This window comes from Methanomicrobium sp. W14 (genome assembly GCF_017875315.1).
Taxonomy (GTDB): domain Archaea; phylum Halobacteriota; class Methanomicrobia; order Methanomicrobiales; family Methanomicrobiaceae; genus Methanomicrobium.
Window position 1 is genome coordinate 443664 of the sequence record NZ_JAGGMM010000003.1, and the last position, 16008, is coordinate 459671.

Consider the following 16008-nt stretch of genomic DNA (forward strand, 5'->3'; position numbering starts at 1 on the left):
ATTTTATTAATACCCTCAGGCAAACTAAAGACAGGAGTTTAAACCAATGACAGAAAAAAAAGTAAAACTTGAGACAAACATGGGTGACATCATAATATGTCTTTACGAAGATATGCCGGTTACGACAGGAAACTTCGAGAAACTTGTAAGAGAAGGCTTTTATGACGGAATAATCTTTCACAGGGTCATAAACGGGTTCATGATACAGGCAGGGTGCCCGTTAGGAAACGGAACGGGAGGACCGGGTTACAACATAAAGGATGAGTTTGTCAAGGGACACTCCAATACCCGGGGGACGATAGCGATGGCAAACACAGGCCAGCCGGATACCGGGGGGAGCCAGTTTTTCATAAATCTTGTCGACAACTCGTACCTCGACTGGGACAATAAGTCCACACCTTACAAACACCCTGTATTCGGAGAGGTATGCGGGGGTATGGACGTAGTCGATAAAATCGCAAAGCTTCCTACGGACAGGATGGACAAACCAAAACAGGAAGCAAAGATAATAAAGGCTGAAATAGTCTGAAAAAAATTCAAAAAGGAAATAACTTATTTTTTAGGATTCTTTTAATCATTTACTGTTTATTCACAGTTACTTCCGGTTCTGGCGCGAAAACGGTCTCCCTTTCCTTTTATCAGGTCCAGCTTTTTCATGTCCTGAAGAATATCTGCGACGTATTCCTTTTCAAGATCAAATATAAATTCATCACCTGTTTCATGAAAAGAAAACCCGGCGTTTTTTATTTCCAACGCTATCTCCTCTGATGAAGCTTTTTCCGTTTTTTCAAGGAATTCCAGGACCTTCTGGGCAATGAGGGTCTTTAAAGATATATTCTCTTTCAGGTGCAGATAAGAATTCTCGTCGACATCCAGCCCTTCTGTAAGGGTATCCACGTCGGCAAATGCTGTACTGAACGCAAATTCAGGGGGTGTCGTAACCTGGCATTCAAAACCTGACATTACGTTCACGATAGTTTTTATGCCGTATTTTTTCCTGTTCTCCTCGGAAGACCCCTCGAAAATGACATCACACGGAAGCGAGATTAAAAGTTCATTTGCACACTTTGTCTTACGGAGATATTTTTTGCCGTCAACAGTTTCAATCATACCGTTTTCATCCAGAACGGGAATCACATCTTTCATCAACGGTTCAGAATTGTCTGCATATCCCGATTTTGAATTAGTGCCGTCTGTAACATCGGTCTCTTCATTTGTCCCGGGAATCTCCCCGTTTTCATTAAGAACACCTGCCCCGGGGTCCTCTGAAATGCACTCTTTGTCATCTCTTAAATCCAGGAATTCGCTGACATTCTTTTCAAGAGACTCAAGATCGTTTAAAGCGGCACTGTAAACTTCCTTAAAAAATGCAGCTATTTCATCAGTATTTTTGTTCAGGGCCTTTGATTCTTCCAGTATGAAATCCCTGAAATTTTTTATCCCTGCCTTGTAAACAGTATCACTGACAAGCGTTCTGACGCTTTTTGTCTTTACCCTTATGCCCTTTTCACGAAGCCTTTTTGAAAACTCCTCTGCATCGTTCAGGGAATAAAAAACCAATGTCTCTTCAAACACCATTAATACGCACCCTTTGGAAAAGGTTATGTCCGCCAAACCTATTTAAACAGTCAGGAGGAATCAGCACTATTTTTACAGCACAGCACAAACATAGAATGCGTTTAACATGGATGTGAAAGGGGAGATTATCCGCAGATTTCTGGAGGCAGACCTTCAGGTCCACCCTGATGTCGTCATTGCAATCCAGGAATCCAATGACCCCTCTTTAATAGATGAAATAATAAAAAACGTCCCGAAAGAAGCTCCGGTAGCTCTTCCCAGGCACATCCCCGGCTATAAAAACAAGGACTTCGAGCCTCCGCCCCCCCGAATGAAAATACCTGTACCAAAACCTGAAGAGGCAGAGGAAGCAAAGGAGACTGACGGGACAAGGTTCGTTTCTGGTGCGGACTTTGAAATAGTCTACGGAAAACCCGAGGAACACAAAAACGGAGTGGACTATACTGACTTTATATATTACTTCAGGGACAGGTATGAGAAGCTCTCAAAGATGCTTAGGGGGAGAGGAGACCCCATGCCTATCTCCGCCCTCACCCAGACGACAAGGTACAGGCAGCAGACAGTCACCATAACAGGAATGATATCAGAGGTCAGAAACACAGGAAAAGGCCACAGGATAGCAGTCCTTGAAGACCCGACCGATACGATAAACGTCCTCTTCTACAATCCCCAGAACGGGTCTTCGAATTATACAAAAAAAGACCCTGAAAAAGAGAAAAAACGCCAGGAAGTCTATGAAGAAGCCGAAAGGCTCATTCCCGACGAGGTTATAATGGTCAAAGGCTCACTGTCAAACGAAGGTACAATAGTCTTTGCGGACGAACTTTTCAGGCCTGACATACCCTTACGAAACGCACCATACAAGTGCCCCAACCCTGCAAAGGCGGTTTTTATATCGGATGTACACGTGGGAAGCAACACGTTTCTCAGTGAGCAGTGGGAAAGGTTTTCAGACTGGCTTCACACGTGCGATGCAAAGTACCTCCTTATAGCAGGTGACCTTGTCGACGGCATAGGAATATACCCTGACCAGGACAAGGAGCTTACCGTCCCGAACATCTACAAGCAATATGAAATTTTTGCAAAAATGCTCTCTAAGCTGCCGGAAAACCTCGACATAATAATTTCACCGGGAAACCACGACGCAATAAGGGGTTCCGAGCCGCAGCCGGCACTTCCGGACGTTTTTACGGAGCACTTCCCAAAAAACGTGACACTTGTCGAAAATCCCGCGATGGTAAACCTGCAGGGTGTGCGTGTCCTGATGTACCACGGGAGGTCGTACGACGACCTCATATCAATGATACCGGGTGCATCATACAACCACCCCGAGGAGATGATGAAGGAGATGCTTATCAGGCGTCACCTTGCGTGCACATACGGCCTCAGGACACCGATTTATGCCGCAAAAGAGGACAGGCTCATAATAGACCCTATACCTGAGATATTTCATACCGGCCACGTGCATATCTGCGGTCTTATGAAGTACAGGGGGGTTTTGTGCATCAACACCGGTACATGGCAGTCCCAGACGTCTTTTCAGAAGCAGATGAATATTCAGCCGACTCCCGCAAGGGCTTTCGTCGTCGACCTGCACACCCTTGAACACAAACTTTACGACTTCAACGAAGAGACTGTAAAGGTTGTGCAATAAAAAGATAAATACTGATTAAATAAGAGACAAAGAATGTTTTAATCAGTAATTTGATTATTTTTCAGGCCTTAAACTGACACCCGCAAATCAAAAGGTACTTTTCAGCCGCGATATTTTCTTATCCGGTCACTTTTCCTGCAACAGACATCATATCCGAGGTCCACGGGCAAAAAGCATCGAGAGGACTTGTCATCGCGGGCGTAGTATCGTACTTGCAAGTATTATCTCTTTTTCGATAAGCCAGACGCATGATGTCTGGTCATTTCATTTCTGGAGAAAAAAAACAAGGGGAAAACACCTCTGGCTCAGAAACAACGTTTCAACGATAACAAGTCAGTTTATAGACACGACGGTGTTTATGTTCGTGGGGTTTTACGCGGTGTCTCCCCTTTATACCGCAGGTTTTATCTTTAAAATGATAATCCCCTATTGGATTCTGAAAGTCGCCGCCGCACTTGTTGACACGCCGCTGTGCTATCTCGGGGTATCCTGGATGAAAAAATCCACGGACTAAAAAACAAATTAAATATTTTTTTGCAAATGCAATTTATGCGGGGCCGAAAAAAATATCACATAAAAACCTTTGGTTTTGGTATGATCTTTCGTCTATTGTTGAAAGGATAATTGTCTTTGGTCGACTGAAAGCGGATTTTTTTTATTATTGAAGTCAACATTTATAGGCAAATTGGTACTTTGGGGTACCCCTGGATTTCAGGTTTTCCCAGAGGGATGGTAGAAAAAATTATGGATATGTTGATCTATCTTGCACCTGTATGCGCTCTCTTAGGGCTTCTTTTTGCAGGATATTCTTTCAGGAATGTCAAAAAAGAAGGTGAGGGCACTGAGGTCATGAAAAAGATCACCGCGGCAATTCATACCGGCGCTATGGTCTACCTTAACAGGCAGTACCGTGCAATCGCTGTTTTCGTCGTGGTGTTTGCAATAGTAATTGCAGTTCTTCTGCCAAACGGAGCTCTTACCGCAGGATGTTTTGTCCTCGGTGCAGTGCTTTCGGCAACGGCAGGATACATAGGAATGTTTACGGCAACAAATGCAAACGGAAGAACAACAAACGCCGCAACCCGCGGCATTGCTGATGCATTCAAGGTCTCGTTTGCAAGCGGAACCGTTATGGGCATGAGCGTTGTCGGTCTCGGCCTGTTCGGTCTTTCGATTGCATTCATCGGTCTGACCGACATCCTTGCCGGAGCCGATATGAGCACAATCGTAAACACTCTTGCAGGGTTCTCACTCGGAGCTTCATCAATCGCTCTCTTCGCCCGTGTCGGCGGCGGTATATTCACAAAGGCCGCAGACGTCGGCGCTGACCTCGTAGGAAAGGTAGAGGCTGGAATTCCTGAAGACGACCCGAGAAACCCGGCTGTTATCGCCGACAACGTCGGGGACAATGTCGGAGATATCGCAGGTATGGGTGCTGACCTTTACGAGTCTTACGTCGGATCGATTATTGCAACAATGCTTCTTGCAGCATCAACCGCGGCCATCACATTCCCAGGAATCCCGATGATAAACGTAATTATGGTCCCGATGACCATTGCGGCTCTCGGAATTGTAGGGTCTATTATAGGGACTTTCTTTGTACGCACAAAAAAGACCGAATCTTCCGCCATCCATATGGCTTTTAACCTCGGTCTTATCGTGGCGCTTGTACTTGTTGTTATCGCGTCATACTTCGTGACAAATATGCTTCTCGGCGACTTCGGGTTCAACGTATTCCTCTCAACTGTAGCAGGTCTTGTGGCAGGGTTTATAATCGGCCAGATAACCGAATACTACACGTCGTTTGAGAGAAAGCCGACCCTTACAATAGCAAAGTCATGCGAGACCGGTGCCGCTACAAACATCATTACCGGATTTGCAAAGGGAATGGAGTCTACGGTCTGGTCCGTCATCGTTATCGGAGTCGCAATATACATCGCATTCCACCTCTCGGGTCTTTACGGTATAGCAATATCTGCTGTCGGTATGCTTGCAACACTCGGAATATCCCTTGCAGTCGACGCATACGGTCCTGTTGCAGACAACGCAGGGGGTATTGCAGAGATGAGCCACCAGAAGCCTGAAGTAAGAAAAATTACCGACACTCTTGACGCAGTCGGAAACACGACCGCTGCTATCGGCAAGGGTTTTGCAATCGGCTCGGCCGCATTAACCGCTCTTGCTCTCTTCGCATCATACGGCATCGCAGTCGGTCTTGAGTACATCGATGTAATGAACGCAGGCGTATTCATTGGTCTTTTAATCGGTGCAATGCTTCCTTTCCTCTTCTCGTCCATGACGATGATGGCTGTAGGCCGTGCCGCATACGAGATAGTAATCGAGGTCCGCAGGCAGTTTAAGGAGATTACAGGCTTAATGGAAGGAGAGGCGGACCCTGACTACGAGAAGTGCATTGCAATCTCGACGCACTCTGCATTAAAGGAAATGATTGCTCCGGGTATTCTTGCAATCGCAGCTCCTCTTGTAGTAGGAAAAATCCTCGGTGCAGGTGCACTCGGAGGTCTTCTCGCAGGTTCTCTTGTCTCAGGATTTATGCTTGCAATCACAATGGCAAACGCCGGTGGTGCATGGGACAATGCAAAGAAGTACATTGAACTCGGAAACTACGGCGGAAAAGGCTCTGAGGCGCACAAGGCAGGTGTCACCGGAGATACCGTCGGTGACCCGTTCAAGGACACATCAGGCCCTGCAATCAACATCCTCCTAAAGCTTATGAGCATAGTGGCTGTTGTATTCGCACCGCTGTTTATCCTTTAAATTCAATTAAACACTTTTTTTACGGAATGTTTTTTATTTTCTTTTAATCCTGAAGAAATGTCTATTTAGCCTCTTGAACCTGTTATCACCCTGAGAACACGTAGACTATTGTGGCGTAAGATGTATCTAATATAAAATTCAACTTTCAGTCAGTCCGACTGAAAATTGAAGGTTACGCGTTAATGTTCGAAAGCCTGCCGGAAAAAGAAAACGATGGAAAATAAAATGAAAACAGGAATACCGTCACTGCAATTAATTTTTGTTATATTGGTAATTATGCCGGCATTTTTTGTTTACTCTGCCCAGGCCGCCCCATCTTTTGAAAACGGTGACAACAGTATTCAGCCGATATCAATAACAATCACATCACCTGAAAACGGTTCAAAAATTTACAGCGATGTAGTCCCCCACAGGCTGAGGGTCCTTGCAAATATATCCTCCGAATACGGTATTGCAAAAATTACACTTGAAAGCGACTATGAGACAAAAGAGACAATACCTTCGGAAAATATAGCCGATGAGATTTGTTTTAACGGCAGTGGGGAAAAATCAGTCGTTGTTAGAGTTTGGGACGATAAAGGAAACTCTGCTTATGAAAAAACCGAATTTACAATAATTACGGGACCTCCGCCGCCACCAGTGGTTTCTGTGTACGGCAGGGTCACCGGTACGGACGGCGAACCTGTAGAAGGCTGCATTGTAAGCGTCAATTCGACTGTTTTCAGTTCAAAAGGTGTGTACACCGGCTCTGCCAATACGACTGACTCAGACGGCAGGTATATTGTTGAAAATGTCCCGGGGCGAAAAGTTAAAATTTCAGCGGAAAAAGAAGGCTTCAAAGACTATTCAGTCCCGGAAAGCTTTGAAGAAACGGTCAGTGAGTTCAACATTACAATGGAGCCGGAAAAAAAGGAATCTGCCGGTTCTGGATTTGCAGCCGTGATTTTTGGGATTTTAGCCGCATTATGTATCATGACTTTTATTTTTGAGGGAAAAAACAAATAACAGGCCAGGGGGATTACGGGTTTTAAAGTGTGCGGAGCTTTACAATTGAAATGCTGTTGAACAAAAAAAAGGAGTCATATAAAAAATGAATGAATTTTACTTTCGTATTGCCGTAACAGAGATTGTTCTGGTATTATTTTTCACTGCGGCAGCGATAATTGTGGACGTTTTCGGAGTGTATAACGCCGGTCTGAATATGTTGATATTTATTCTTCCTCTCCTGGTAGTGTACTTAGGGACAGAAAGTATAGATTTGTCAGGCGCATTTGAGACATCCGGTTCGGGCGGTTTCCTAAAATCAGAGCAGTTTATTTTTCTGGTTTTATCCTTTGTTGCACCCTTCATCGTCTTCTTAGTGGTGATACCCGTTATACAGGCATATTCGTCGTCATTTTCACAGCTTTTTCACGCCGGAATTACAGGAGGGCTTTTTAATTCCTATATCAGGATAGCCGGCTCTCACCTTGTCCCGTCACTGTGTTTTGGAGTTGCAGGGACAGCCGGCCTTCTGAAAAAGAATTATACTATATACTCTCTGGCACTTCTTGCCGCGGGATATTTTGTAATGTTTCTGAATTCCATGGGAGGATTATAAATAAATTTCATGGAATTTTTCACAAATATGAACTCTTCATATAAACCTCACCGGTCTGTGCGTCTATTGAGACAATTCCTCCTGTAAGAGTGTAGTCCTTTGGTTTTCCAGTGATTTCAACCTGCCATACCAGCTTTTGGGAATCTTTTTCAGGGTAATCCACCATAAGCTGAGCTGACGAACTATTTACAACAATTCCGTCAAACTGCTTCTCTGCAATCTCCAGCGCTTCACCCTCACTTATCTTCGGGACAAGAGAGACCTCTGTGTCCCTGCATACTGAGACGTAGTTTAAAATGTCTCCGGTCGAAGGGCTTACTGAAACCGATGCCCTTTTGAACAAAATGACACCGTCCTCTTCTGCGGCAAATAAAAAGGAGTACTCTTTATAGCTTCCATGGTCGAGGAGTTTTGCATCAGTCGTTTCCAGACTTCTGTCAAGGCAGAAAGACGCATTCTCTTTTAAAAAATCACGGGCTTTCTTTTCGGCTTCTTCTATTGTTATATTCAAACCAGACAAACTGCTGCGTTCTGAAGAAAATACCGCACGGACGACTGCAAAAGTCTCATTATCAACATAATATCCACCGCCGTCTCCGGTTGAAAAATGGTAAAAATTTCCGAAACCAGTCTCTTCCATGCCCTCAAATGTGAGGTTTAAGGACGAATTCCCAACTAACTTAAGAACGGAATTTTCTGCCATTGTTTCCGGAGAATTTTCAGCTAAAATGACAGATGCATTAGTCTTTTTTTCATCCCCCGTGCTGTTAAACCCGAAATCCTGGGAATAAAAGATCGCAAATGCTGCAAAAGCAAAAATAACGACAGCAGCTGTGATGCAGTACAGGTATATTTTCTTTAAATCCACAGTCATCCCCTAAAAATATAACTGCATAAAAATAAGTGAATAATACTATATATTTTCTGGTATTTTATAAACACAATTTATATAGGGACGTCACGTAAAAAAACATATGTCTGAGGACCTGGTACTACGAGTACATAAAATACTATAATCCCGGCAAAATGTTTCATCACTTTTCAAATGTTTATCTGGTTATAAGTCCAAACAATTAGGGCTAAAATGTCAGACATAGTAACTGCAGTCGCCTTTGTCCTTGCCGGAATTGTCATTTCATACGCTGTATGCAGGCTTTTTAGGTGGCTTGAAAAAAAGGCGGACAAAACCGAATCGAAAATAGACGACATACTTGTATTGTCCCTCGGAAAACCGATAATAATAGGAATCCTCGTAACATCAGTCTTCACTGCGCTCGGCTACGTAACCCTCCCATCCTCCGCCGGGTGGATACTCCAGGGAAAATACTTCAACACGATAATAATAATTCTTGCGACATGGATCTTCTCGACGTTTGCGCAGAACTTCATAAAACTCTACGGCAGGTGGATTTCGGAGCAGACGGAGAACAGCATGGACGACAAAATAGTCGATGTTTTGGAAGTCTCGGTCAAATACATAATATGGTTCGTCGCGTTCCTCCTGATCCTAAGCTACCTGAACATTGACATCACACCGCTTATAGCGGCAGGGGGCGTTGCAGGTATTGCTATAGCACTTGCGGCACAGGACCTTGTATCAAATTTCTTCGGCGGGGCCCTAATAGTCATGGACAAGCCGTTTAAAATTGGCGACAGGATAAAAATAGACGGAAATCTCGGGGACGTGGTCTCAATCGGGCCGCGTTCCACGCGTATCCAGACACTTGACTACCAGCTTTTAACGATTCCCAACTCAAAGATTGCAAACACGATAGTGACAAACTACGCAATGCCTGATGTAAAACTCAAAGTCAAAATACCGGTCAGTGTCGCCTATGGCAGCGACGTCAAAAGGGTAAAGGAGGTACTCTATGAGATAGCCGGGGATGCCGCAAAAAAATCGGATTATATCCTGAACAACCCGAAACCGGGCGTTTATTTCCTGGAATTCGGGGCATCGAGCCTGGACTTCATGATGGTCCTGTGGGCGAAAAGGTTCAATATGTCATGGGAGATTAAAGACCAGGTAAACCTTGAGATAGACCGAAGGTTTGCCGAAGAGGGAATAGAGATACCCTTCCCGCAGATGGACGTCCACATGAGGGATTAAATAACAAAAAAAATCAGATAAATATCCTTTTACTTTTTTTGATTAACAGAAATACGTTTAAAAAAATTTCAGGGGTAAAAATCCCGGGGTTTTTTATAACATTATTATACTGTCCCGGAGAGACAGAATTTATTTCTTTATAATTATCCAGAAACCGGAATCGTCGCTTATGGACTCGTATGGGATTTCCTCCTCTTCGAGGGCCGTTATAATCCTCAGCCTGTTTTCGACCGTCTTCTTCTTTCCTTCAGCGTTTCCCTTCTCCCATTCGGGGTCGTCCTTTGCCATTTGTGCACAGATCATATCCCGGACTTCCCCGTTTCCGAAGCCGCCGCCGATAAATGTAGCACCGCCGGGCTTTAACACACGCAGAATCTCATGAAAAGCCGCTTTCAGATCGTTCCAGAAAAAGATGGAGCCGCGGCTTACGATAAGGTCTGCATACAAGTCCTCAAACGGCATTTTTTCAACGTTTCCGTGGACATAGCGGCACCTGTTTTCAAGACCTGCCTCAGAAATGTTTTTCTTCGCAAAAGCACCTGAATATTCCGACAGTTCAAGTAGGTCTATATCAAGGCCCGTTGTTTTTGCAAGCGATATCGCAAGCATTCCCGGGCCTGCACCGGCATCTATGCACTTTCCTTCCTGGACTTTCAGGGTTTTTACGATTTTTTCTGCAATTGCCGGATATGCCGGGGCAAAGAGTCCCTTTGAAACTTTGTCCATCGCTTCGGCCTTTTCCTTATCTTTATTGTTATCCTGTGAAGACATCCGTAATCAAAAACCTCTTTTTACTCTATTTAAGTATACTTAGTGTACTTTTCTTATTTTCCCTTTTCACAGGTAATGCTTTTGATGTTTTTCCCCGGGAATTCAATAAAACATTTCGCATATGAAAATATTCTGTCTGAAGAAAACAGAATTGTTTATGAAATTATCGTACATAACAGGAATACAGGAAAACTAAAAAAATGGTTGACGCCGTCTCGTTTACTTCAATGCTTGAGTACCTTGCAAGGGCCCTTATCCTTGTCTGTACAGGAATTATCCTTGTAAATATAATAGGAGAGACCGGCATCTTCAAAAAGATACAGAAAATCAGCAGGCCTTTGTGCAGGGTATCCGGTCTTTCGGAGGGGGCGGCGATATCCGTCCTTTCGATGACAGTGAACTCGACCGCCGGAAAGGCGATGCTTGCCGAGTACTACAGAAACGGGAGGGTGAAAAAGGAGGAGATTGTCCCGTCTCTCCTCATAGGGACCTTTCCGACGGTCTTAGGCGAATCCCTGTTTCGCGTTCAGCTCCCGACTGCAATTATTCTCGTAGGCCCTGTTGCAGGCCTCATATACACGCTGTTCAACTTTTTTTCCACATTTATCCAGGCTTTTTTTGCTATACTGTACAACCACATCTTCCTTAGGGAAAAAACGTATGAAACACAGGTAACGGGGGATGAAAAAAATACTGAAAGTCCTCACGGCAAAAAAACGAGGATAACCAGGCAGAACCTAAAGGACGGGGTCAGAAAATCGGTTCCGAGCCTGAAAAAAATCGTCCCGATAACGACTGCTGCAATGCTTATATTCTACATCCTTTCGGTTGCAGGGCTTATGGACTACATCGCAATGGCGTTCAGCCCGGTCTTAAACCTAATAAATCTGCCCGGGGAGGCGTCAGCTGCGCTTGTTGCGCAGTTCATGCATTTTTCCGCAGGGTATGCAATTGTAGGTTCACTTATACAGACAGGTGTTTTAGACCTTGAGCAGGCCCTTGTAACACTCATCCTCGGAAGCATGGTCGTAATTACAATGATCTACATCAAATACACGTTTCCGATGTATATCGCCCTGTTCGGAAAGGAAGGCCTTGTAATAACCTATAAGACCTACGCGATAAGCATGGCGGCAAAAGTTTTCTGCATCGCGATAGTCATGGTGATTTTTTAATGCACGTAAAAAAGTAATCAGTCGTCCCAGACCCATTCATCGTCAAAGTCAAGTTCACCGGGATTATGCGGCTTTTTTTTGGGCGGCTCTTTTTTCTCTTCATGATAATGCCTGCACGGCAGTTTCACGATATATTCGATTATCCTGTACATCCACAGGTATGGTCCGGCAAATCCGGCACTGATTATCTGCGTCGAAAACTGCCTCTGGTCCCATACGGCCATTACAGATTTTGCATTGTATGCAAGGCCAACCACAACCAAAAAACCGTATAAAATAATTATTGGTCCGGTCCAGGACAAATAATCAAAAAATGCGTCTTTATAGATAAGGTGCACAACGTATACCAGAAAAATCTCCAGAATAATATAAGTCACAATAAACATTTTTGCCCACATGGGCATTCTGCACCAGAAAACCAGTATTTTGGAATGTTTTCCCATAAAGAATATTTTTTATCGTTATCTTTTGTTCTCAAAACAAACAGCCCTGCCTGACTTACCCGGCATAGCCATATGGCATAAAAAATCTAAGTAAAGGGCAGGATAATTTATTTAAACGCCCCGAAAACACCATAAATTCTGTTCTTATAGGGCATGACCACCTTAAAACCGGCACCCGTGCACCTCTTCGAAAAATCATGAAACATATCGATGTAACCGTAGTTGCCCTTTCTTTTGGTTACCATTGAACCGGCTTCCGAAGGGTTTAGCCCTGCATTTATCATCGCATAATGCCACCATTTCATGTTAAGGTCCTCCTCGAAAGAGTCCTTCCCGGTGAAAACGTCCCCGTTTATGAAAATGCCGTCGTCTTTAAGGGAAGAATATATCTTTTTCAGAAGCGCGTCCTTGTCGCCTTTGGGGATGTGGTGCATGCAAAGAGTCGTTACGACCACATCAAAGAGACCTTCCTTCCACACTTCGCGAAAGTCCCCTTCAATCAGTTCAACTTCCTTAAGGTCAGGCTTATTTCCCGCGACGTCAAGCATTCCCTTCGAAAGGTCTATGCAGACTATTTCTGCACCGCTGTTTTTCTTAAGCATCATCGACGTGAAAAATCCGGTGCCGCTTCCGAGTTCAAGTATGCGGATGTCTTTTCTTTCAGGAATAAACGAAAGAACGGAACCGTAAAAATCTACGTAGCACGGGACAATACGCTTTATAGTCTCTTCATATTCGTTTTCTATACCTTCAAAATGCTCTTTCCCTTTATCCATCATAAAAACACCTCAAAAATTGTTTAATTTAAATATTTCAGTTAAATCTTCTCTTAAAAATAACCAGCGTGGAAAGTACTCCCGTTAAAGCAAGAATTCCGGAAAAACCGGGGGACTTTGTCGCTGTACTCACGGGCCGTGTCTGCGCTGAAGTTACGGAACCGTTTCCGGCAGGAACGCTTCCGGGATTTACAAGATTCTTGTTGTATGCAAGAACGTCAGGTATTGAGTCGACACCGTCTATAGAGCGGGGGAAGTTTGTAAATACGACTCTTTTTGAGTTGTAGCCAAGGTCCGTAAGTGCCTCCTCAACACCTTTTGCAATCTCGCCTGACTGCATGTTTTCTACGACATATGAGACATCCCTGTAGTCATTGGGGTTTTCATTTATACTGTCGACAAGTTTTGCTGCGGTATAGTTTCCTCCCATATAGAAATCTGGGGCGAATATGTCAACGATATCAAGGCCGAGCCAGTTTTGTGCAGCGTCCTTCTGCCAGATCATAACGACGGCCTTCTGGCCGGGAATTGTGTTCTTTTCCTCCTGTGTCAGGTTTCCCTTTTCATAGATTTCCTTTATGTAGTCCTCAAGATTTGCGTCGTAATAGTCCTTGTGTTCAGGGTCAGCCTCAACAAGCCAGGACTCTGTCTCCTCCGCAAGGGCTTTCGCTTTGTCAGGGGTGTTCCATGACATATCGGGGTCTTTAAGCGTTGTCCATTTTATCTTCCCGAAACCGTTTGCCTCCATGAACTTGTCAAGATAAGGCATGACATACTCCTTGTCAACCGAACTGTTGTGGGCGACGAACATGTCCGCCGACTCAATAAAGTCCATCTGCATCTGTATTCTGTTCGGGATAATGTCTCCCTGCATATGCGGGCAGATTGCAGGGTCGGCGATGTAGGTCACATTGACGTATTCCCCGCCTATGCTCTGGAGAGGGTCCCAGAGAACGCTTGTCGTCGAAACTATGTTCAGTGCGCTGCAGGACGGCGCAAAAACAAGCAGAACGACCAGAAGTCCGAAAAAAACAGCTTTAAAGTTCATAGTAATACATATTTTAAATAATGTATTAATTTTTTCTATATGAAATTCTTCTCTTGCGAGACAATATTACAGACGCCACAAATACTATGCTGAACATAATTGCCGTAAGAGGACCTACGGGAAGTGAGTATTCAAGACCGGCAACGGCTCCGGAGACGCTTATAACCGAAGCAACGACAGGCGCCATTATAAAAAGCCCTTTTACGTTGAACATAAACTGGTAGGCTATTGCGGCAGGTGTTATGAGCCATACGTAGAGCAGAAGACCTCCTACAATATTAAGGCTCAGAGACACCGTGAACGCTATCATAAAAAGAAGTGCATAATATATCGGTTTTACGTTGATACCGGCCGCTTCCGCAATTTTTTTGTCGAATATTATAGCCGATATCTCCTTGTAGAATATTGCAACGAAAAGGACTGCTGCAAGGGATATCAGTGCAAGTGCATAGATGTCCTCCCTGTAAAGAGAGACCACATCCCCGAAAAGAAGGGAGCTTGCGCTGAAACCCTTTCCTATATACTGCATATAGGCTATGAAAAATACGGCTACAGCCATCAGCATCCCAAAAAGCACCCCCAGTATGGTGTCTTCGGGCATCTTGGCACGGTCAGAAAGGGGCCCTATGAGTACCGCTATAAGAAGACTCAATGCTATTGCCGAAACCCTTGAGTCGAAACCGAAAAACATACCGACGGCTGCACCTGCAAACGCTGCATGCGCCATTGTAAAACCTATGGACGATATTTTCAGCTGCGTTATTATAACACCGAGGACACTGCACGCAATAGATGCAAAGAGCATGGCCTCGACTGCATGGCATACTATGTTGTTCGGGATTATGAATTCCAGCATCAGGTCAGCCCCGACATTTTGCGCATCTTATCTTCGACTTCGGACGAATCACAGTGTTCGTCAAGGGTAATGCTCCCGCCGTCCATCGAGATTATCCTGAGGTCCCCGCCGGGAAGAGCGTCGAATGCATGCGAGACCATCACAACCGTACATCCCTCTTTTGATATTTTTTCAAGGACACCTGAGACGAACTCCCTTGTGCATATGTCGAGGTTACTGAACGGTTCGTCGAGGAGCATCACCCCGGGATTTTTGGCAAGGTTCTGGGCGATTAAAACCTTCTGCTGCTGTCCGCCGCTCAGGGTCCCGATGGTTTTTTGTGCAAGGTCCTCGAGCCCGAGCATCTTCATCGCCGATTCGGAAAGCGAATAGTCCTCTTCAGCCGGTTTTTTAAAGCATCCGAGAATTCCATATCTTCCCATCATCACAACGTTTTCGACCGTAAAAGGGGTCAGGGGGTCGAATGCAAAGCTCTGGACGACATAACCCATCTTTTTTCTGACCTCAACCGGATTTTTTACCACATCTATCCCGAAAGCCTTTGCAGACCCGTAGGTTATCGGGAGCATCCCGTTCATCGTCTCAAGAAGGGTGGTCTTTCCGGCACCGTTGGGGCCCCCGACAATTACAAATTCTCCTTTTTTTATCGAAAGGCTGAGGTCTCTTATTACCGGATACTCCGCTCCCATATAGGCGGTGTAGACTCCTGAAAGCTCAATCTGCCCCGGGCATTCCGCTTCTTTCTCATTCATCTCTTTTTATCTCGAACAGAAAATCCGGGTTCATCCTGTAGAGCTCTTCGGCATATTTCTCAATTTTGACCTCATAGTCCCCGTCGTTTTCAGGAAGAGGAGGCATATTCTTCGGTTTTATCCAAAGAATCTTTGAGTTCGCGATAAATTCGCATTCGATTTCGCTCTGTTCTACAATCTCGATGTTTCCCTTGCCGAGCGTACAGCCGGAACCTAACTGGACACCGTCCACGATACAGCTTTCAGGTGTTTTTTTCGGGCAGAAAACCTTCGCCTTAAGGCTGAAGGGGTCGCAGCACAGGTTGTCAGATGCATACTTTCCCATCATGTAGCCGAGGACTATATTCGGGCCGAGGTGACCGTGAAATCTTGCGAGATCTTCTACCGAATAGTCCTTGGGAAGCTCCATATATTTGCAGTGGGGATGCCATTTCATTACATTTTCACCTTTTTTTATTTTTTTGGAG

At 44.7% G+C, this 16008-nt stretch carries 16 protein-coding genes and 1 pseudogene; 8 read left to right on the top strand and 9 right to left on the bottom strand.

Annotation, left to right across the window (positions count from 1 at the left end):
- The first annotated feature begins 46 nt into the window (after positions 1 to 46).
- Positions 47 to 529 carry a peptidylprolyl isomerase gene (locus tag J2128_RS11390; protein ID WP_209691554.1) on the top strand — a complete coding sequence of 161 codons (483 nt, stop codon included), beginning with the start codon at positions 47 to 49 and terminating at the stop codon, positions 527 to 529.
- A gap of 56 nt (positions 530 to 585) precedes the next feature.
- On the opposite strand, the gene J2128_RS11395 is transcribed toward J2128_RS11390, so the two are convergent.
- A complete protein-coding gene (locus tag J2128_RS11395) occupies positions 586 to 1578 on the bottom strand; it encodes a hypothetical protein (protein ID WP_209691555.1) in 993 nt (330 codons plus the stop codon).
- Between the two features lie 106 nt (positions 1579 to 1684).
- Here J2128_RS11395 and J2128_RS11400 point away from each other — a divergent pair, with 106 nt between their 5' ends.
- The 5 genes and pseudogenes from J2128_RS11400 (at position 1685) to J2128_RS11420 (ending at position 7610) form a co-directional block, all read left to right on the top strand.
- A complete protein-coding gene (locus J2128_RS11400; protein WP_209691556.1) occupies positions 1685 to 3232 on the top strand; it encodes a DNA-directed DNA polymerase II small subunit in 1548 nt (515 codons plus the stop codon).
- Between the two features lie 149 nt (positions 3233 to 3381).
- Positions 3382 to 3746: pseudogene (locus tag J2128_RS11405) on the top strand (queuosine precursor transporter).
- 230 nt (positions 3747 to 3976) lie between these two features.
- On the top strand, positions 3977 to 6010 hold the full coding sequence (locus J2128_RS11410; RefSeq protein WP_209691729.1) for a sodium-translocating pyrophosphatase: 2034 nt from the start codon (positions 3977 to 3979) through the stop codon (positions 6008 to 6010).
- Positions 6011 to 6286: 276 nt separating this feature from the next.
- Complete coding sequence (locus tag J2128_RS11415) at positions 6287 to 7015, top strand: carboxypeptidase-like regulatory domain-containing protein (protein WP_209691557.1); 729 nt, start codon at positions 6287 to 6289, stop codon at positions 7013 to 7015.
- An 85-nt stretch (positions 7016 to 7100) separates the two neighbouring features.
- On the top strand, positions 7101 to 7610 hold the full coding sequence (locus J2128_RS11420) for a hypothetical protein (protein WP_209691558.1): 510 nt from the start codon (positions 7101 to 7103) through the stop codon (positions 7608 to 7610).
- A 19-nt stretch (positions 7611 to 7629) separates the two neighbouring features.
- Here the strand turns inward: J2128_RS11420 and J2128_RS11425 are convergent, their stop codons facing one another.
- Positions 7630 to 8478, bottom strand: coding sequence for a PepSY domain-containing protein (locus tag J2128_RS11425; RefSeq protein WP_209691559.1), 849 nt, complete (start codon positions 8476 to 8478; stop codon positions 7630 to 7632).
- Between the two features lie 216 nt (positions 8479 to 8694).
- Here J2128_RS11425 and J2128_RS11430 point away from each other — a divergent pair, with 216 nt between their 5' ends.
- The gene (locus tag J2128_RS11430) at positions 8695 to 9720 is read left to right on the top strand and encodes a mechanosensitive ion channel family protein (protein WP_209691560.1); all 1026 of its coding nucleotides are present in this window, start codon (positions 8695 to 8697) and stop codon (positions 9718 to 9720) included.
- A gap of 129 nt (positions 9721 to 9849) precedes the next feature.
- Here the strand turns inward: J2128_RS11430 and J2128_RS11435 are convergent, their stop codons facing one another.
- Complete coding sequence (locus tag J2128_RS11435) at positions 9850 to 10491, bottom strand: class I SAM-dependent methyltransferase (protein WP_209691561.1); 642 nt, start codon at positions 10489 to 10491, stop codon at positions 9850 to 9852.
- Positions 10492 to 10691: 200 nt separating this feature from the next.
- On the opposite strand from J2128_RS11435, the gene J2128_RS11440 reads away from it, so the two are divergent.
- The gene (locus J2128_RS11440; RefSeq protein WP_209691562.1) at positions 10692 to 11666 is read left to right on the top strand and encodes a nucleoside recognition domain-containing protein; all 975 of its coding nucleotides are present in this window, start codon (positions 10692 to 10694) and stop codon (positions 11664 to 11666) included.
- 17 nt (positions 11667 to 11683) lie between these two features.
- Here J2128_RS11440 and J2128_RS11445 read toward each other — a convergent pair whose 3' ends face one another.
- The 6 genes from J2128_RS11445 to J2128_RS11470 all read right to left on the bottom strand — a co-directional run bounded on the left by J2128_RS11445 (position 11684) and on the right by J2128_RS11470 (position 15977).
- On the bottom strand, positions 11684 to 11929 hold the full coding sequence (locus tag J2128_RS11445; RefSeq protein WP_209691563.1) for a hypothetical protein: 246 nt from the start codon (positions 11927 to 11929) through the stop codon (positions 11684 to 11686).
- A gap of 287 nt (positions 11930 to 12216) precedes the next feature.
- Positions 12217 to 12888, bottom strand: a complete 672-nt coding sequence (locus J2128_RS11450; RefSeq protein ID WP_209691564.1) for a class I SAM-dependent methyltransferase — start codon at positions 12886 to 12888, stop codon at positions 12217 to 12219.
- 34 nt (positions 12889 to 12922) lie between these two features.
- Positions 12923 to 13933 carry a metal ABC transporter substrate-binding protein gene (locus J2128_RS11455; RefSeq protein WP_209691565.1) on the bottom strand — a complete coding sequence of 337 codons (1011 nt, stop codon included), beginning with the start codon at positions 13931 to 13933 and terminating at the stop codon, positions 12923 to 12925.
- Between the two features lie 25 nt (positions 13934 to 13958).
- Complete coding sequence (locus J2128_RS11460) at positions 13959 to 14789, bottom strand: metal ABC transporter permease (protein ID WP_209691566.1); 831 nt, start codon at positions 14787 to 14789, stop codon at positions 13959 to 13961.
- On the bottom strand, positions 14789 to 15541 hold the full coding sequence (locus J2128_RS11465) for a metal ABC transporter ATP-binding protein (protein WP_209691567.1): 753 nt from the start codon (positions 15539 to 15541) through the stop codon (positions 14789 to 14791). The genes J2128_RS11460 and J2128_RS11465 overlap by 1 nt, the downstream gene beginning before the upstream one ends.
- Positions 15534 to 15977, bottom strand: coding sequence for a formylmethanofuran dehydrogenase subunit E family protein (locus tag J2128_RS11470; RefSeq protein ID WP_209691568.1), 444 nt, complete (start codon positions 15975 to 15977; stop codon positions 15534 to 15536). The genes J2128_RS11465 and J2128_RS11470 overlap by 8 nt, the downstream gene beginning before the upstream one ends.
- Positions 15978 to 16008: the final 31 nt, after the last annotated feature.